Origin of the sequence: Streptomyces sp. YIM 121038, assembly GCF_006088715.1 — a bacterium.
Taxonomy (GTDB): domain Bacteria; phylum Actinomycetota; class Actinomycetes; order Streptomycetales; family Streptomycetaceae; genus Streptomyces.
Window position 1 is genome coordinate 9,185,075 of the sequence record NZ_CP030771.1, and the last position, 17,218, is coordinate 9,202,292.

Annotated in this window: 15 protein-coding genes and 1 pseudogene; 7 read left to right on the forward strand and 9 right to left on the reverse strand. The window is 74.3% G+C overall.

What is annotated here, in order from left to right; genetic code table 11:
• Positions 1 to 91: 91 nt before the first annotated feature.
• Positions 92 to 544 (reverse strand): nuclear transport factor 2 family protein, encoded by a 453-nt coding sequence (locus tag C9F11_RS38835; RefSeq protein WP_249402064.1) that lies wholly within the window; start codon positions 542 to 544, stop codon positions 92 to 94.
• 150 nt (positions 545 to 694) lie between these two features.
• Between C9F11_RS38835 and C9F11_RS38840 the strand changes: the two genes are divergently transcribed.
• On the forward strand, positions 695 to 1,285 hold the full coding sequence (locus C9F11_RS38840) for a PadR family transcriptional regulator (RefSeq protein ID WP_138964654.1): 591 nt from the start codon (positions 695 to 697) through the stop codon (positions 1,283 to 1,285).
• A gap of 93 nt (positions 1,286 to 1,378) precedes the next feature.
• The gene (locus C9F11_RS38845; protein WP_138964656.1) at positions 1,379 to 3,037 is read left to right on the forward strand and encodes an amidase; all 1,659 of its coding nucleotides are present in this window, start codon (positions 1,379 to 1,381) and stop codon (positions 3,035 to 3,037) included.
• Between the two features lie 76 nt (positions 3,038 to 3,113).
• Here the strand turns inward: C9F11_RS38845 and C9F11_RS38850 are convergent, their stop codons facing one another.
• Positions 3,114 to 4,037: a fibronectin type III domain-containing protein gene (locus tag C9F11_RS38850; protein WP_249402273.1), complete on the reverse strand. Its 924-nt coding sequence runs from the start codon at positions 4,035 to 4,037 to the stop codon at positions 3,114 to 3,116.
• A gap of 162 nt (positions 4,038 to 4,199) precedes the next feature.
• A complete protein-coding gene (locus C9F11_RS38855) occupies positions 4,200 to 4,793 on the reverse strand; it encodes an exonuclease domain-containing protein (RefSeq protein WP_138964660.1) in 594 nt (197 codons plus the stop codon).
• Positions 4,794 to 4,952: 159 nt separating this feature from the next.
• Between C9F11_RS38855 and C9F11_RS38860 the strand changes: the two genes are divergently transcribed.
• The gene (locus tag C9F11_RS38860; RefSeq protein WP_138964662.1) at positions 4,953 to 5,366 is read left to right on the forward strand and encodes a nuclear transport factor 2 family protein; all 414 of its coding nucleotides are present in this window, start codon (positions 4,953 to 4,955) and stop codon (positions 5,364 to 5,366) included.
• A gap of 141 nt (positions 5,367 to 5,507) precedes the next feature.
• Here C9F11_RS38860 and C9F11_RS49050 read toward each other — a convergent pair.
• Both C9F11_RS49050 and C9F11_RS38870 read right to left on the reverse strand, forming a co-directional pair.
• Positions 5,508 to 5,681, reverse strand: a pseudogene (locus tag C9F11_RS49050) (hypothetical protein); the annotation flags it as partial.
• Complete coding sequence (locus C9F11_RS38870) at positions 5,678 to 6,028, reverse strand: DUF6191 domain-containing protein (RefSeq protein WP_138964664.1); 351 nt, start codon at positions 6,026 to 6,028, stop codon at positions 5,678 to 5,680. The pseudogene C9F11_RS49050 and the gene C9F11_RS38870, both read right to left, overlap by 4 nt.
• A 296-nt stretch (positions 6,029 to 6,324) precedes the next feature.
• Between C9F11_RS38870 and C9F11_RS38875 the strand changes: the two genes are divergently transcribed.
• Both C9F11_RS38875 and C9F11_RS38880 read left to right on the forward strand, forming a co-directional pair.
• Positions 6,325 to 6,873, forward strand: coding sequence for a GNAT family protein (locus C9F11_RS38875; RefSeq protein ID WP_138964666.1), 549 nt, complete (start codon positions 6,325 to 6,327; stop codon positions 6,871 to 6,873).
• A 289-nt stretch (positions 6,874 to 7,162) separates the two neighbouring features.
• A complete protein-coding gene (locus tag C9F11_RS38880) occupies positions 7,163 to 8,128 on the forward strand; it encodes a hypothetical protein (RefSeq protein WP_138964668.1) in 966 nt (321 codons plus the stop codon).
• An 85-nt stretch (positions 8,129 to 8,213) separates the two neighbouring features.
• Here C9F11_RS38880 and C9F11_RS38885 read toward each other — a convergent pair whose 3' ends face one another.
• The 4 genes from C9F11_RS38885 to C9F11_RS38900 form a co-directional block, all read right to left on the reverse strand.
• Positions 8,214 to 8,708, reverse strand: coding sequence for a hypothetical protein (locus tag C9F11_RS38885; RefSeq protein ID WP_138964670.1), 495 nt, complete (start codon positions 8,706 to 8,708; stop codon positions 8,214 to 8,216).
• A gap of 27 nt (positions 8,709 to 8,735) precedes the next feature.
• A complete protein-coding gene (locus C9F11_RS38890; RefSeq protein ID WP_138964672.1) occupies positions 8,736 to 9,527 on the reverse strand; it encodes an alpha/beta hydrolase fold domain-containing protein in 792 nt (263 codons plus the stop codon).
• 70 nt (positions 9,528 to 9,597) lie between these two features.
• Positions 9,598 to 10,386, reverse strand: a complete 789-nt coding sequence (locus C9F11_RS38895; RefSeq protein WP_138964674.1) for an SDR family oxidoreductase — start codon at positions 10,384 to 10,386, stop codon at positions 9,598 to 9,600.
• Positions 10,387 to 10,586: 200 nt separating this feature from the next.
• Positions 10,587 to 12,083 (reverse strand): MFS transporter, encoded by a 1,497-nt coding sequence (locus C9F11_RS38900; RefSeq protein WP_138964676.1) that lies wholly within the window; start codon positions 12,081 to 12,083, stop codon positions 10,587 to 10,589.
• A gap of 234 nt (positions 12,084 to 12,317) precedes the next feature.
• Here C9F11_RS38900 and C9F11_RS38905 point away from each other — a divergent pair, with 234 nt between their 5' ends.
• A complete protein-coding gene (locus tag C9F11_RS38905; RefSeq protein ID WP_138964678.1) occupies positions 12,318 to 12,935 on the forward strand; it encodes a TetR-like C-terminal domain-containing protein in 618 nt (205 codons plus the stop codon).
• Between the two features lie 362 nt (positions 12,936 to 13,297).
• Entirely contained in the window at positions 13,298 to 17,218 is a 3,921-nt protein-coding gene (locus tag C9F11_RS38910) for a hypothetical protein (protein WP_138964680.1), read from the forward strand.

Consider the following 17,218-nt stretch of genomic DNA (forward strand, 5'->3'; position numbering starts at 1 on the left):
GGAGGTCGCCTGGAGGCCGCCAGAGGTCGCCGGAGGTCACCTGGGGCCGCCGGAGGCCCCGGGGCTGCCCCGGGCCGGGCTCCCCGGGGGCTCACCGCCCCTCGGGCAGCGGCGGCACGAGTCCCTCGGCGACGAGGCCCGCGTACACCGCCCGCCCGAGGGACTCCACCGCCGACTGCGGCCGCACCATCACCGTGAACTCCTTGATCCGGCCGTCCTCGTCGACGTGCAGCAGGTCGATCCCGTGGATCTCCTTGCCGCCGACGGTCGCCCGGAAGAGCAGCACCGCCGAAGGGGCCTCGGTTCCGTCGGCGCTCGTCCGGGACGTGCCCTCGAAGGACCCGACGTACCGGAAGTCCTCGAAGGTGCGAAGGAGCACGCCGAACAGGCCGAGCACCATCTCGCGGCCCTCGAAGGGGCGGAACTTCACCGGGCTGTAGAAGCGGACGTCCGGGGTGAACAGGCCGTCCAGGGCGGCGAGTTCGCGCTTCTCGACGGCGGCGCGGAAGCGGTCGGCGGCGGCTGCGGCAGGGTGCGCGGTCACGGGGGAACCTCCAGAGGGACTGGGGCGGCGTCGCCGGGGCCGGGCCCCGGTCTCCATAGTCAAGAATCTGACTAGTCAGATCGTTGACTATGATGGGGGAGCCGACCGGCAAAGGGAAGAGGCGGCGAGGAGAAGGGGAGGCGGTGGCTCATGGCCCTGCGGCACGCGGTGCTCGCGGCGCTGCTCGACGGCGAGTTCAGCGGCTATCAGCTCGCCAAGGGGTTCGACATCGGCGTCGCCAACTTCTGGCACGCGCTGCCGCAGCAGCTGTACGCCGAGCTGTCGCGCCTGGAGGGCGAAGGCCTGGCCGCCGGGCGCGAGGTGGTGCAGGAAGGGCGGCCGAACAAGCGGCTCTTCACGGTGACGGACGCGGGCGTCGCCGAGCTGGAGCGGTTCGCGGCGGACACCGCCAAACCGTCGTTCATCCGCGACGACCTGCTGGTCAAGGTGCAGGCCGTGGACGGGGTCGACGCCACCCCGGTGATCACCCAGCTCCGGGAGCGCGCCCGGGTCGCCGAGGCCAAGACCGAGGTCCTCAGCGCGCTCCTGCGGCGCCTGCGCGGCGACCTGGACGAGGAGGAGTTCCTGCGTACGGGCCGGCGGATCGGACCGTATCTGACGTGTCAGCGCGGGCTCGCCTTCGAACGGGAGACACGCGCGTGGTGCGAGCGGTCGGCGGACCTGCTGGCGGCGCGGGGCGAGGGGGCCGTGCGGCGGGGGAGCGGCCGGGCGCAGGCCTGAGGCGGCCGTCCCCCGAGGCCCGCGCGCCTTGCCCGGGAGTACGGCCCGCGATGCCCTTGCGCGGGCCCTTCGCCGTGTAGTCGGCTATGCCTCATGAGGAGCACGCGAAGCACGAGGCGTACGAGAGACATACGAGGCACAGGGACGACAGGGGCCGCAAAGGGCGTACGGCGGACCGGTGTTGCCGCCGCGGCCGCCGCGCTCGTCGCGGGCACGCTCTGGGCGGGGACGCCCGCCGTGCACGCCGAGGGCGGCGCCGAGGGGCGGGCGTCGGCCGCGGGCCTCGGCGTCGACCTCGACACGGTGACGATCCCGCAGCTCCAGGCGCGGATGGCGAAGGGTTCGCTGACCTCGAAGGCGTTGACCTCCGCCTATCTGCGGCGCATCGACACCGTCGACCCTAAGATCAACGCGGTGCTGCGCACCGACCCGACGGCCCTGCGCCAGGCGGCCGCGAGCGACGAGCGGCACCGCGCGGGCCGCGCCCTCGGCCCGCTCGACGGCATCCCGGTCCTGCTCAAGGACAACGTGGACACCCGCGGCATGCCCACGACGGCCGGGTCGCTCGCCCTCGCCGGAAGCCCGCCGGACGCCAACGCGCCGCTGGTGAAGCGGCTGCGGAAGGCCGGGGCGGTGATCCTCGGCAAGACCAATCTGTCCGAGTGGGCCAACTTCCGCGCGGCCAGGCCGACCTCGGGGTGGTCGGCCGTGGGCGGCCAGACCCACAACCCGTACGTGCTGGACCGCAATCCGTGCGGGTCGTCCGCCGGTTCGGGCGCGGCCCTCGCGGCGTCCCTCGCCCAGGTGGCCATCGGCACCGAGACGGACGGTTCCATCGTGTGCCCGGCCGGGATGAACGGCGTGGTCGGCCTCAAGCCCAGCCTGGGCGTGGTCAGCCAGTCCGGCGTGGTCCCGATCTCCGCCGAGCAGGACACGGCGGGGCCGATGGCGCGCAACGTCGTCGACACCGCGCTCACGCTCGCCGTCCTCAGCGGCGGCGACGGTGCCCGCCCGGCCGTGTCCCGGGGCTTCGCGGACCCGGGAGCGCGCCCGGGCAGCCTGCGCGGCAAGCGCGTCGGCCTGTGGCGGCTGCCCGAGCTCGGCCCGGACGTGGACGCCCTGATGACGCGCACCGCCCGCAAGCTGCGGACCGCCGGGGCCGAGGTCGTCGAGGTGACGCCGCCGTACCAGAAGCGGCTCGCGGAGCTCGAATTCCCGGCGCTGCTCAGTGAGTTCCACCGCGACATCGACGCCTACCTCGGCACCCGCGAGGGCCCGCGCGACCTCGCGGGGCTGATCGAGTTCAACCGCACCCACCCCGCGGAGCAGACCTGCTTCGCCGGGCAGGAGCTGTTCGAGCAGGCGCTCGCGGCGCCGCCCACCACCGACCCCGCCTACCGGGCCATGCGCGCCGAGCTGAAGGACCTCTCCCGGCGCTCCATCGACGAGACCCTGGCCGCCCACGACCTCGACGCCATCGCCGCGCCGACGAACCCGCCCGCCTGGACCACCGACTGCGAGCGGGGCGACAACGACGTCATCCCGTCCTCCACCCCGGCGGCCGTCGCCGGCTACCCGTCCCTCTCGGTGCCCGCCGGGTTCGTGAAGGAGCTGCCCGTCGGCGTGCTCCTGACCGCGGGCAACCACCAGGACGCGCGGCTCCTGTCGCTGGGCGCCGCGGTGGAGCAGCGCCTGCAGGCCTGGCGCGCCCCGCGCTACCTGCCGACGACCGGCTCCGGCAGCACCCGCTGAGACCGTGCGGTCGCCACGCGCGTGGCGACCGCACGCCCTCCGCGGTGCCGGTCCGCACCGGCTCGCTGCCGCTCGCTCACCGCGTGGTGACCGTGCGCCGGGCCGAGAAGGCGCCCCAGGTGCCGTCGGGCAGCTTGGCGCGCAGCCGCACGCGGTGCGTCTCGCCGGGCTTCTTGCCCACGTAGAAGCTGTGCTTCATCCGGCCCTGCGGGACCGTGCCGCCGAAGACGAGCGAGGTGGCGCTCTCCCCGTCCAAATGGATCTGATACTCCGTCACCGAGCCGCCGGTGCGCGGCGGCTCCCAGGACAGGTCGATGTAGTACGCCCCGTCCTTGCGGTGCGTCGTCGCGCGGAGGTCGGCCGGCGCGGTGCCGCGCCCGCTGTCCTTGCTGCCCGAGGTGGTCACGCGTGCGGAGGGGCTCGCGGGCGAGAAGTTGTCGGCGGCGTCCCGCGCCTTCACGCTGAAGGTGTACGTCCGGCCCGGCCGCAGCCCCGTGATGAGCGTGTCCGTGGTGCCGCCGCCCACGCTGTGGATCTTCGTCGTGCCCTGGTAGATCTCGTACGAGGCCACGCTCCGGTTGTCCTTCGACGCGCCCCACGAGAGGGTCGCGGCGTGCCCGCCCTCGGCCTCGGCGCGCAGGGTGCGCGGACGCGAGGGCGCCTTGGAGTCGGCCGCGACCGCGGCGGGCGTGGTGACCGTCAGCTTCTTGCTGCCCGCGCTGAGGTTCCCGTCGGCGTCGCGGGCCCGGACGGAGAAGGTGTACGTGGCCGACGGTTTGAGCCCGGTGACGTCGACCATGTGCTGCGCGGCCGGGACGCGCTTGACCCGGGTGGCGCCCCGGTACACCTCGTACCCGTCGATCTCGGCGCGGCCGGTGGACCGGTTCCACATCACGTGCACGGACGTGGCGCTGCCCGCCTGCACGGTGACCCCGCGCGGCGCGTCCGGCGGCGCCGCGCCCCCGCCCTCCTCACCGCCCCAGGCGCAAGCGCTCAGCAGACAGGCGACCGTGACGGTGAGACAGACGGGTGGCAGATGACGTGTGTGGGGGGTCCGTCGCACGGGTGTGCCTTCCACTCGACGGCAATTGGTCCGGACCAATTTGTCAGGCGTGACCGGGGCACATCAAGAGGCGCGGCGGATCAACCGCCCCGCGGGACGTCAGAGGCAGCCCTCCGGCAGGACGGCCCCGGCGGCCCGGAGGTGCCGGAGAGCGGCCGCGAAGGAGTAGCAGTCGAAGAGCGCCGCGTGCTCCTGTCCGGCGGCGGGCCTGGGCAGACCGAGCACCTGCCACAGCCGCCCCACGTTCACGCCGGTCGTCGTCGGCGCCAGTGCGTTGATCCAGGGCCGCACGTTCAGGAAGGGGGTGTCGAGACAGCTGGCGGCGATGCGCTCGCCGCGCGCCCGCGCCCAGCCCGCGTTCTCCCCGACGACGACCATGTCGTTGCCGTACGAGAGCGCCGTCCGGCCCTTGCAGAACCCCAGGAAGTCACCGATCGCCCGGGCGGGGGCCCGGCCCTCCCGGTCGACCTCCTCCTGCTCGATCCCGGTGAGCTCGGTGAAGAACGCCGAGAGCCGCGGATTGACCACCGGCCGCACCAGCACCTCGTACTCCTCCACGACCGCGAGGTCCGCGTCCAGCCGCAACGCCCCGATCTGCACGATCTCCCGCAACTGCCCGGGACCCGACCAGTCGTTCTCGAGCGCTCCCGGCCACGTGGTGAACTCCAGGTCGAAAACCACGAAGGTGGACACAGTGCCGTTCTCCTCGTCCTGCGGAAAAGGCCGCGCGCCGGCGCGGCCGGGGTGCCCATCATCGCGGTCCGACGAGGGTGACCGGTTCCCGGAAACCGCCTTCTGCGCGGCCTCGCTGTGATGATCTGGGCGTCCGCGTCCGAACCCAGGGAGGCCGTCATGTCCCCAACGCCCCAGGAGATCTTCGAGCGGTACGTCTACGCCGGAAGCATGACCCGGAACGCCGACGCCGTCGCCGAGACCTTCACCGAGGACGGCGTCTTCGAGGCGCCGCTCGTGCCCGCCGACGCCGCCTTCCCCAGGAAGCTGGTGGGCCGTGCGGAGATCCGTACCGCGATGGCGGCGTACTACGAGCGGCAGCAGCAGGACGGCCGCGCGCCGAATCTGGAGAAGTCCGGGTACGTGCTGCACACCACCACCGACCCCGACGTGTTCATCGCCGAGATCGACACGGTCTTCGACGGGCGCGCGGGGGAGGACGACGTGAGCGTGTCGCTGGTGCAGATCTTCCGCGTCCGCGACGGAAGGATCGCCCGGCTGCGGGACTACTTCGCGCCCGACCTGGTGAACTGAGGACGCCTGCCGGACCGGCGGGCGGCGAGGCCGAAGGCCAGCCCTCCGGCGATGAACCACGGGTTCCACAGGGCAAGGGTCGAGCAGCCGCGCCAGCAGGGCGCCGAAGAGACAGAGCCCACCCACACCCCACAGACCGGCCACGACGAACCACAGCGGGCGCTCGGTGGCCAGCGGCCCCGCGGAGACGCTCAGCCCGACGTCACCGCCGACGGCCCAGTAGAAGTGCAGCCCGGCGAACGCGATCGCCCACAGACAGGCGACCCACCCCCCGTACGTGGACGACTCCGCGCCCGCCGCCTCCGGCCGCCTCATCGCCGACGCTCACCGGCATCGCCAGGGTGCTCGGCCCCCTGGCCCTGTGGCACCACGATGAACGCGGTGCCCTTGGTGAGGTCGATGCTGGACCGGGGCGGCGCGCCGTCGCTCTCGTCGTCCCGCAGCAGCAGCTCCACCCGCCGCTGCTCCAGCTCCACCGTCTTGTTCCCGTTCACGACCGCGGTGAATTCATCGAAGGCGATGTTCGACAACGACCGCCCCGAGCGTCTGCGCAGCCACGGGATCAGACCGAGCCCCGTGAACCACCGCCAGACGCTCTCCATCAGGGCGAACAAGGCCAACAGACACGCGAACGCCGGGAACGACATGAGCCAGATCGTCACGAACGGCTCCCCGGCCCACGCGAGACAGCCGCCTCCCGGAGAGCAGCACCCCCCTGCCGAAACAGCCCGGGCCACTCGCTCCCCTCGGCCACTACTGCCCTCGCCTCGCTGATCGCCATGGGGCCACTCTCATGGCTGCCGCCGCCCGCGGGGATCGGCCCGCCGGATGATCCGCCTCCGCCGCGCGGCGGAGACGGCTCCCGGTCGAACCGGGAGGCCCCCTGACACGGCCGGCCGCGCTGATCGGAGGCGTAAACCGCTGGACAGCCCCCTGGCGCTCAGCGAGCATCGCCGCGATGAACAGCGAACTTCTCTCCACACCCCGACGCGTCCGCTTCGTCGAGCTCAGCGCGGTGGCGTTGCGGGCCCTTGCCGACGGCGACCTCGCGGGGGGCAGCGCCGAGGCCGGGGTCGCCCTCGACGCACACTTCGTCCGCGACCGGGCCCGGTCGATCTTCGCCCACCGCGCCGACCAGGTCGTCCGAGACCCGTCGGCCGCGCCCTGGATCACGCGGGCCGCGGTGTCCGAGCCGGACGGCACCGTCATCGGCGACGCCGGGTTCCACGGGCCGCCGGACGCGGCCGGTGCGGTCGAGGTCGGCTACACCGTCGTGCCGGGGCACCGCCGCCGGGGCTATGCCCGCGCCATGCTGAAGGCGCTGCTCGTCAGGGCCGCCGCCGAACCCGGTGTCAGGACCGTGCGGGCCACCATCAGGTCCGACAACAGCGCGTCCCTGGCCACCATCGCGGGCTTCGGTTTCACCCGCGTCGGCGAGCGGCGCGACGCGCACGGCGGGCTCGTGCTCGTCTTCGAGGTCCCGGCGGACGCGGTGCGGGCCGCGTAGCCGCACGCCCCCGGCGCCGCTGCTTCAACCGGGCAGGGCGTTCGGGTTCTCGGGCGGACGGGACGACCATGTCCGGATCGACTCGACGGAACGTTGCCTTCCGTCATGCGGTGGTGACAGGTGGTGGATGCGCTGCCAGAGTCTTCCACGCATCACCCTTGCGGGATTCCGGCCGGACCCGTCCCTGTTGTCACCCGGCGCCAGCCTCTTCGCGGTGCCGGGCTCCCGGAGCACGACTCAGCATGCCCCGCCGGCGTGGTGCCGGGCCGGGGCCGGGGAGGGAAGCTCGATGGGTTCATGGCAATGGAACGATCAGCAGAGGCCCACCAGTACGGTCGGTGTCAGGGCCACCATCGGCGCGGTCACCATGAAGGACGACCCGCAGGCCGCCCAGCGCCCGTACGTCTTCGTCCGCGGCCTCGACTCGAAGCTGCACGTCAACTGGTGGGACGGCAAGGCGTGGCACTGGAGCGCCCAGGGCTCGCCCAGCGGCCGCGGCGTCATCGAGAAGGTCGGCGCGGTCACGGTTCAGGACGGTCCGGCCGCGCCGCAGCGGCCGTACGCGTTCGTCATCGGCGACGACTTCCGGCTGTGGGTCAACTGGTGGGACGGCGCGAAGTGGAACTGGAGCGACCAGGGCGCACCGCCGAGCCGCACCCTCTCGCGCCCCCTGGGCGTGACCACCGTGCGGGACACCCCGGACGCCTTCACCCGCCCCTACGCCTTCGTCATCACCGATGACTCCCGGGTCTGGGTCAACTGGTGGGACGGCGCGAAGTGGAACTGGAGCGACCAGGGCGCACCGTCGGGGCAGCCGGTCAAGAAGGGCGCCGGTGTCATCAGCGTCCAGGACAACCCGAACGCGGTGGAGCGGCCGTACGCCTTCGTCCAGGGCTACGACTCGAAGCTGTACGTGAACTGGTGGGACGGCGCGAAGTGGAACTGGAGCGATCAGGGCGCGCCCGGCGGGCGGCTCATCCTCGACTCCGTCGGCGCGATCACGATGAAGGACGACCCCGGCGCCTTCACCCGCCCCTACGTCTTCGTCATCGGTGACGACTCCAAGCTGTACGTGAACTGGTGGGACGGCAACAAGTGGAACTGGGCGGCCCAGGGCACCCCCGCCGGCCGCGTCGCCGAACGCCCCGGTGAAGCCATCACCGTCCAGGACAACCCCAGCGCGTCACAACGCCCCTACGCCTTCGTGATCACCGATGACTCCGACCTCTGGGTCAACTGGTGGTCCCTGCCCTGAGCCGCAGCCGTCAGGCGGGCCCCGGACCGACACGGGGCCCGCCACCCGACGGGGGACCGGGGCGGGTGACCCGCAGGCCCGGCCGCTACCGGTTGGCGTGCAGGGCGGGGACGATGCGCCAGTCCCGTTGGAAGACGAGGTTGTGCAGGTCGGCGGCGATGATGGTGCGGAAGGTGGGGAGGAGTTCGGCGGCCTGGGCGGGGGTGAAGACGTTCAGGGGCCATTCGGCGACGGTGGCGCCGCGCAGGTGGGGGTGGTGGAAGCCGGCGTCGTAATGGGCGTGGAGGGCGAGGGCGGGGAGGTCGGCGCGGACCTGTTCGGGCCAGGTCAGACGCCAGGTGGCGTAGCTGCCCCCGTGCCGGTCGCGGCGCAGGCCGGTGGCGTGGAGGGTGCCGGTGCCGAGCAGCAGATGGGCGTCGTACTCGGTGAGGGCCTGGCGGGCGGGGGCGTCGAGCAGGTCGGTCGTGGTGGCGAAGACGGCTTCCTTGGCGGGGCGTTCGGTCTGCCCGGCGTGGGTGCCGTCGCGCAGATCGGTGAAGTGGCGGACGAGGGCCTCGATGGGGGCGGGCGGTGCGGTCATGGTGGGCGTCCGTTCCGGGAGCGTCGGTCAGGGCAGGTGGCGCAGGGAGTCGGCCAGGTGGGGCAGGAGGCGGCTCCGCGGGCGGAGGAGGTCGGCGTGCGCGGCGCCGGGCGCGTGGATGAGCCGGGCGGGGACGCCAGCGGCCTTCAGGAGCCCGGCGTAGGCGAGGACGTCGTCGGCGACGGGGCCCAGGGCGCCGACGGCGAGCACCGCGGGGGCAAGCCCCCGTAGGTCGGGGGCGTCGAGCGGCGTGCTGTGCAGGGCCGTGCCGTCGGACGCGACAGCCGTGGCGGGCCCGGTGCCGCGCCAGGCGCGCCAGGCCCGGCGCAGCGCCGCGGGCTGGGGGAAGGCGCCCGGGTCCCGCAGATGACTGGGCGTGGCGCAGGCCGGGGCGAGGGGCGGGTAGGCCAGTAGCTGGGCGTCCAGGCGGCGCCCGCGGTCGCGTTGCGCGAGGGCGGCGCCCGCGGCCAGGGTGGCGCCCGCGCTGTCCCCGCCGACCGCGATCGGGGCATCGGTGCGTTCGGCCGCCCAGTCCAGTACGGCGAGGACGTCTTCGAGCGCGGCCGGGTGGCGGTGCGCGGGAGCGAGCCGGTAGTCGACGCTCACGACGTTCCAGCCGCTCAGGGCGGCGAGGCGGTGGGTGACCGGGTGCCAGTCGGCGGCGGAACCGTACTGCCAGCTCCCGCCGTGCGCCCAGACCAGCCAGCCGCCGGGGCGGGCCCCGGGCTCGTACACGCGCACGGGGACGGGGCTCGGCGCCGGGACGGTCAGCTGCCGCCAGGCGAGGTCGCCCGCGCGGACCGCGCTGCTCGTGATCATGGCGGAGGGTCCTCTCGGTGTTCGTACGGGGCCGGATACGTATGCGTGTCCGTGTGCCTGACCGCGCGGGTCACAGCTGGCGGAGGGCCCCGCCGTCGACACTCCATTCAGCACCGGTGACCTGGGCGGCGCGCGGCGAGAGGAGGTAGGCGATCAGGTCGGCGACCTGTTCGGGGGCGCCGATGCGGCCGGTGGGCAGGCGGCGCTCGTGGCGGATGAAGTGGTCGACGGCCTGGTCCGCGGGGAGGGAGAAGCGTGCGGCGAGCTGTTCGGCGAAGCCGCCGGGGGCGTCGAAGAGGGCGGTGCGGGTGGGGCCGGGCGAGACGACGTTGGAGCGGACCCCGGAGTCGCCGAGGCTCGTGGCGAGGGACTTGGAGACGGAGAGCAGGGCGGCCTTGGAGGCGGCGTAGTCGGCGATGGTGGCGTCGGGCAGCCGGGCGGCCTCGCTGGCCACGTGCACGACGCTCGCGCCGCGCGGGTTGTCCTGGAGCAGGGGCAGCGCGGCGCGGGTGAGGCGGACGGCGGCGTGCAGGTTGAGCTCGAAGGTGGTGTGCCACTGGTCGTCGTCGATGGCGGCGAAGGACGGCTGGGAGACCAGGGCGGCGGCGTTGTTGACCAGGCCGTCCAGGCGGCCGTGGGCGGAGCGTACGTGTTCGACGATCCGCTCGGCGGCCGCCGGGTCGGTGAGGTCGGCGGCGAGGAAGTCGGCCTTCGCGGGCACGGCGGCGGTGCCGGTGGTGCCGCGGGCCACGGCGACGACGTGGGCGCCCTCGTCGGCCAGCAGGCGGGCGGTGGCGTGGCCGATGCCGCTGGTGGCGCCGGTGACGACGATGACCTTGTCGGTGAGCCGGAGGTCCATGAACTGCTCCTTCGAAGAAGAGATGTGGAGGTGGGTGTGGGTGTGTGGGGCGGGCCCCCGGCCCGCTGCGCCGCTCGTCGAGCGCGGGGGCCGTACGGGTGCCCGCCACCGGGTGATGCGTGCCCGCTGTCAGGCGGTCCGTGCCCGTCGCCGGGCGTCACGCGCCTGCCGTCCGGCCCCGCGCCGAGGCGACGCGGAGCTCAGGCCGTCGCGGCCCCGGCCCCCCGCTTCGGCCGGAGGAACACCGCCGCGAACACGACGCCGAGGAGCACCAGGGCGGCGTTGACCGCGATGGCGACCGTGATGCCGTGGTGGACGGCGGAGGCGGTGGCCGCTCCCGTGGTGGTGGCGGTGACGACGGCGGACATGATCGGGGTGCCCATGGTGATGCCGACCTGCTGGGACATCGAGGCGAGACCGGTGGCGAGGCCCTGTTCGGCGTCCGGGAGCCCGCTGGTGGCGGTCACCATGAAGCCGACGATGACGAGCATGTTGCCGATGCCGCCGAAGAAGGTGGCGGGCAGCAGCAGGGCGAGGGACGCCCCCGTCGTCGTGCCGAGGAAGAGGAGCGCGGCGGTGAACACCGTCTGGATGACGCCGCCCGCCACCAGGGCCGTCAGCGTCGAGCGGCGCGCGATCACCTTGGGCGCGAGGAGGCCGCCGACGACGGTGCCCGCGCCCAGGACGCCGAAGGTGACACCGGCGGCGAGCGGGGTGAAGCCGAGGGTCTTCTGGAGGTAGAGGGTGAGGACGTAGACCAGCGAGGTCTCGGTGACGAAGGCGAGCAGACCGAGGACATTGCCCCAGGCGACGGTGCGGCGGCCCAGCGTCTTCAGCGGGACGAGCGGCTCGGCGACCTTGCGCTCGACGGCGAAGAACGCGGCGAGCAGGGCGGCGCCCGCGGCGAGGCCGGACAGGGCGTGGGCGTTCGTCCAGCCGTGTTCGCCCGCCTGGGTGAGGCCGTAGACGAGGGCGAGCAGACCGAGGGTGACGGTGAGGGCGCCGGGCAGGTCAAGCTTCGGCCGGACCGCCGGCTTGGACTCCTTGATGACGGCGGGGGCGACGACGATCACGGCCAGGGCGACGGGCACGTTGAGGAAGAAGGCCCAGCGCCAGGAGAGCAGATCGGTCAGGACGCCCCCGAGGATCGCGCCGGTGGTGAACCCGGCGGACATCAGGGCGCCGTTGATGCCCAGCGCCTTCTGCCGCAGGGGCCCTTCGGGGAAGGAGGTGGTGAGCAGCGCGAGCCCGGCCGGGGTGGCGGCGGCCGTGGCGAGGCCCTGGGCGACGCGGGCGGCGAGCAGCACCTCCGGGCTCGTGGCCAGGCCGCCGGCGAGCGAGGCGAGGCCCAGCAGGGCGAGGCTGCCGATGAAGATCTTCTTCCGGCCGATCAGGTCGCCGATGCGGCCGAAGAAGAGGGTGAAGCCCGCCGCGCTCAGGGCGAAGGTCGTGGCGATCCACTGCAGGTCGGAGAGCGAGAAGCCGAGGCTGTCGCCGATGGCGGGCAGGGCGACGTTCAGGATCGAGAAGTCGACGGCCAGCATGAACTGGGCGACCAGCAGGACGGCCAGGGTCAGCTTCAACTCGCCGGTGAGCCGCTGGGGTTGGGCCGGAGCGGGAGCCGCAGGCCGCGTCGGAGGGGCAGGGGCGTCGGTGGGACGCGGAGCCGGGCGCGCCGCGAGCTTCGGTGCGGACATGGGAGGGCTTCCTTTCGGCTTCACCGCGGCGGGGCGGGAAGTGCCGACGGTGCCGGGGCGGGACGCCGGGGCACCGGGGCAGGACGGAGGAGATCCTGGAGCGATCCGCCCTAATGGGTCTGTCGTTCCGTTACGGCTGAGAAGTTAGCATGCCGAAGGCGGTAAGGGAACTGGAGTCCCGATACGATGGGCGCACGCCGTGCAGCACCGCTCGACACCCCTAGGAGGGGACCCATGCCTGACGCCCCGGCACCCGGCACCGTCCGGCCGGGCGGACGCACCGCCCGCGTACGCGAGGCCGTCCTGCGGGCGGCCGGTGACGCGCTGGCCGCCGACGGGTTCGACGCGCTCGACCTCACCGAGATCGCGAGCCGCGCGGGCGTCGGCAAGACCACGGTCTACCGCCGCTGGGGCACCCCCGGCGCGCTCGCCGCCGACCTGCTCGCCGACATGGCCGAGCAGTCGCTGCGGCGCGCCGACACCGGCAGCCTGGACGGGGACCTCGGGGCGAACGCCCGGCTCGTGGTGAAGACCCTCACCGACCCCCGGCAGGGCCGTCTGTTCAAGGCCCTGATCGCCGCGTCCCTCTGCGACGACCAGGCCGCGCGGGCCCTGCACCGCTTCTACGAGGTGCGCATCGAGGAGTGGTCCGGCTGCGTCCGCGACGCGATCGCGCGCGGCGAACTCCCCACCGGCACCGACCCGCACGCCGTCGTCGCCGCCGTCTCGGCACCGCTGTACTACGCCCTCCTCAACCGGGGCCGGACCGTGACCGACGCGGACGCGGACGCGGCCGCGCGGGCGGCGGCCACCGCGGCGCGGGCGGGGGTCTGGACCCCGTCACCGGAGTGAAGGCGACGGGGCCGGGCAGGACGTACGGCTAACGGCCCGTCAGCCAGTCGATCAGCGAGCGGACGGCGGCGGACAGGACCGCCCCCGCCACCAGGCGGACGACGGGCTTCAACTCGCGTTCCCTGCGGGGTGGGTGGGGCATGGTGTCCTCCGGTGCTCCGTGGGCGAAGAGGGGCCTGTGCCGGCCCGTCGGGGGCTACGCTCGCAAGGGGCCCCGACGGGGGTCCCGGTTCCGGAACGGACCCGAACGGCCCGGCCGTATCCCCTGGTGGCAGCCGACTGCGGGAGGCCCGGGGCCGAACGGTTCCGAAGGGCCCGGACCGGTGCGTACGCGCGGTGGCGGTGAGGAGTGCATCCGGCCGATGGTGGTGACGCCCCAGGAGAGGTTCGCCGACTGGCTCGTCCAGCTGCGCGTGGCGGCCGGGAACCCGAGCTACGGCGACCTGGTGACGCACAACGCGACCGCCGCGCCCGGGCGGCTGCGCGGACAGCTCAACCGCGCGGGCCTGAGCGCTCTGCTGAACGCCGCCTTCGTACGCCCGCCGAGGTGGGAGGTCATCGAGGCGTTCGTCGACGCCTGCCGCGCGGCGGCCGTCGAACGGTACGGCGACGTCACGCCGGAGGCCGTGCCGCAGCTGCGGCGATCCCTGTGGCGCGAACGGCACGCCGACCTCGTGCGGGCCGTCGGCCCCCGGCGCCCCCGCGCGGGCGCCGCGCCGCGGGAGCCCGCGGCCGAGGAAGCGGATCCGGACGGCTCGGGGCCTCTGCCGGAGAGCGTCCACGACCGCTACGGCGCCACCCGCAGTGCCTTCGAGAGCTACCACTCCGTCGTCCTCGACCGCGAGGAGGACCTGGCGCGGCTGCTCGCGGCCGTCCGGGGGCCGGGCGCGTACCACGTCGTCGAGGCCCCCGCGTTCGCCGGGAAGACGGCCTTCACCGTCGAGCTGTACCGCCGTCTGTGCGCGCGGGGCTGTCCCACCGCCGTGTTCTACGTCGTGGACCGCTACGCCCACCGGTCGCAGGACTTCCTGGAAGCGGCCATCGGGCAGCTCCTTACCGCCCTGCGCTCGCGGGAACCCCTCGCGCCGCCCGAGGAGCGGCCCGCCCAGTTCGCCCGGCTGTGGACGGGCTTCGCCGCCCTCGGCACGGCCGGGCGGCCTGCGGTGCTCCTGGTGGACGGCCTCGACGAGCAGCTCACGGCGGACGGCGTCAGCCCGCTGCTGCCCGTGCGCGTCTCCGGCCACGCCCACGTCGTCGTCGCGACCCGGAGCCTGCCCGACTTCCGCGCGGCGGTGCCCCGCCACCACGCCCTGGCGGCGACCCCGGTGCACGTCGTGCCCCTCAAGGCCAGCCCGCACGCCGAGGCCCGGCACGACGACGCGCAGCGCCACCTGGAGCACTGGCTGTCCTCGGCGGAGCCGACACCGGAGCGCGTCGCCACGCTGCTGCGGGTCGCGGCCGCGCCCCTGACGCGGCACGACCTCGCCGATCTCCTGGACCTCGGTGTCGGCCGCGTCGCCCGGCTCCTGCACGGCATCGAGCGCTGTCTGCTGCCGCTGACCCTGGAGTGCGGCGGGACCGGCTACCAGTGGGCGCACACCACGTACGGCGAGTTCGTCGACGACTGGGTGGGCAAGGCGCGCTCCGCGCAGGAGATCCACCAGGTCATCGCGTGGGCGGACCGGTACGCGGACGACGGCTGGCCCGGGACGACGCCGCCCTTCCTCCTGCACGGCCTCCACCACTTCGTCCGCGCGCACCGCGATCTCGTGGGCGGCACGCGCCTGGTGGACCTGGTGAGCACCGCGCGCCGCCGGCGCCTCCTCGCCGCGTACGGGCACGAAGCGACGTTCCTGGAGACCATTGCGTTCGCGCGCGAGGCCCTGCGCGTGGCACAAGGGCCCGCGACCGACCGCGGCCTGGAACTCGCGTTCAGACTCGACCTGCACCATCTGACGGCCACCGCGAGCACGGCCGGTCTGCCCTCGGGGCTGCTGGGGCTCCTCGTGCGCTCCGGGCAGGCGCGGCAGGCGGAGGGCATCGCCCTGTGCGTCGAGGAGACCTATCGCGCGGAGGCGCTCGCCGAGGTGGCCGAGGCACACCTCGACACCGGGGCCGCCGAGCGCGCGCGGGAACTCGCCGACCGGGCCTGGGCGTTCACCGCGGCCCGCGGCGAGGCGTACTGGCAGCTCGTCGCGCTCGGCACCTGCGCGCGTGCCGCGGGCAGGACCGGAGCGGGGATCCCGCCGTTCGCGCCGGGCGACTGGCTCGAAGACGCCGACCAGCGGGTGTTCTGCGCCTGCGCGCAGTACCTCCTGGAGGTCGGTGAGCCGGAGGCGGCCCGCTCGGTCCTCGCGGAACTCCTCGCGCACGAGCACGAGTACGGCCCGTTGTACCCGTGGGTGCTCGCCGACGCGGCGGCGGTACTGAGCCGCCTGGGCGACCTGGACGCCGCCGTGGACCTGGTCCGGAGAGCCGGCTCGCAGGAGCGCACCGCCTTCCTGCTGGGCAGCCACGGGACCGTGCCGGTCAGCCGGGTCGTCGGTGACCTGGTGCGTGCCGCGCGCGTCGAGGACGCGTGCGCCCTCGCCTCCGCGGCCACGAGCGAGGCGGACTATCTGCGCGCCGGGGGCCAGGCCGCGCTGAGCGAGGCACTCGCCGCGGAGGGCCATCGTGCTCGGGCGGCCGCCCTGCTGGAGCGGGAGTTGAGCCGGGCCGCGGCGATGTCGCACGAGACGATGCGCTTCGTCTCCCTGGCGTATCTGCGGGCGGCGCAGGCCGGGTGCGGCGACGGCGACGTACCGGCCATGCGTCGTCTCGTGGAGGGCGCCGACGCCATCGAGTACGGGGACGGGCACGTCAGCGCGGGCCTGACGAAGCTGGGCGAGGGCCTGTTGGCGGCCGGTGACCGCGACGGCGCGGTCCTGGCGGCGCGGCACGCCCTCGACTTCAGCGGGCGCTACAGCCATCCCTTCGCCGACGAACTCCTGCACCAGGTGACCGTGGCGTCGATCGAGGTGGGCGACCGGTCGGGGGCGCGCCGCGTGGCCGAGGCCAACCCCAACCGCGCCTGGCGGAGCCAGTCCGTCCGGGCGGTCGAGCTCGCGGAGGCCGCCGCCGGACACCTGGCCGCGGCCGACCGCTGCGCGACCTGGGACGCCGAACACCGCGCCGAACTGGCCCTCGCCTGGGCACGGGCCGGGAGGACCGCCGCCGCCCGGGACCTCGCGCACGGCGTCATCGCCGAGTGGAACGCGCGGCACCGCCCGGCCGGACAGCCCGACGGGATCCTGTGGGCCGCCGTCCTGCGCGCGGTGGAGGCGCTCCACCGCAGCGACGGCGTCGCCCCCTGCGCGACCACGCTGGCCCGGCTGCGGCCCGCCGCCCGCCGCGCCGAGGCGCTCGCGAAGCTGTCGGCGTGCTGCCGTACGACACCGGGGTCGGCGGCCGACACCCTGCTCGACGAGGCGGTCGCTCTGGCCGACCGCCTGCGGGACGACTCGCTGCGCCCGGCCGCGCTCTGCGCGACGGTGGGGGCCGCCGGGCCGCTGCGGGAACGGCCGCCGGCCGTCACCCGGGCGATCGCCGCCTTCCGGCGGAGGACCGCGCACCTGACGGACAGCACCGGTGCCGGACTCCGCGCGTCGATGGCGGTCGCGCTGAGCCGCACCGGTCTCGACGAGGACGCGCGCGCGTTCGCGGGCGAGGCCTACGACGTCGCGCGGGCTGTCGGCGCCGAGCGGGACGTCGAGGACGCCTACCGCGTCGGCGAGGCCCTGACCCGCGTGGGGATGAACGACCACGCGCTGCGCCTCACCGAGGACCTCGACCTGCCCTACTCCCTGCCGGACATCGTGCGGAGCCATGCCCTGGCGGGCGACACGGCGACCGCGGGGCGCGTCGCGGAGAAGGCCGCCGCGGTGTGGGCGGAGGTGGCGCGGGGCGACGCCTTCGCGACGGAGATGTTCATCGAGCCGCTGCTTCGGGCCGGGCGCGCGGACCTGGCCGAGACCATGCTCCAGGAGGCCCTGGCCGAGAGCCTCGAGTTCGGCGTCGTCGTCGACGCCTACTTCGCCGGCATGGTGGCGCAGGGCCTCGCGGACACCGCCCTGTCCCAGGCACGCGGCCTGGAACTGCGGCACTGGAAGGCCGCGGCCCTCGTCGCCTGGGGCACCGCGGCCGCCTGGCCCCTCGACGTGCGGCGCCGCCATGTGCGCCTGTTGCAGGAGCACGTCGTCGAGAGGCTGTGGCGGGTGGACGGGACCGACGGTGACACCCCGTAG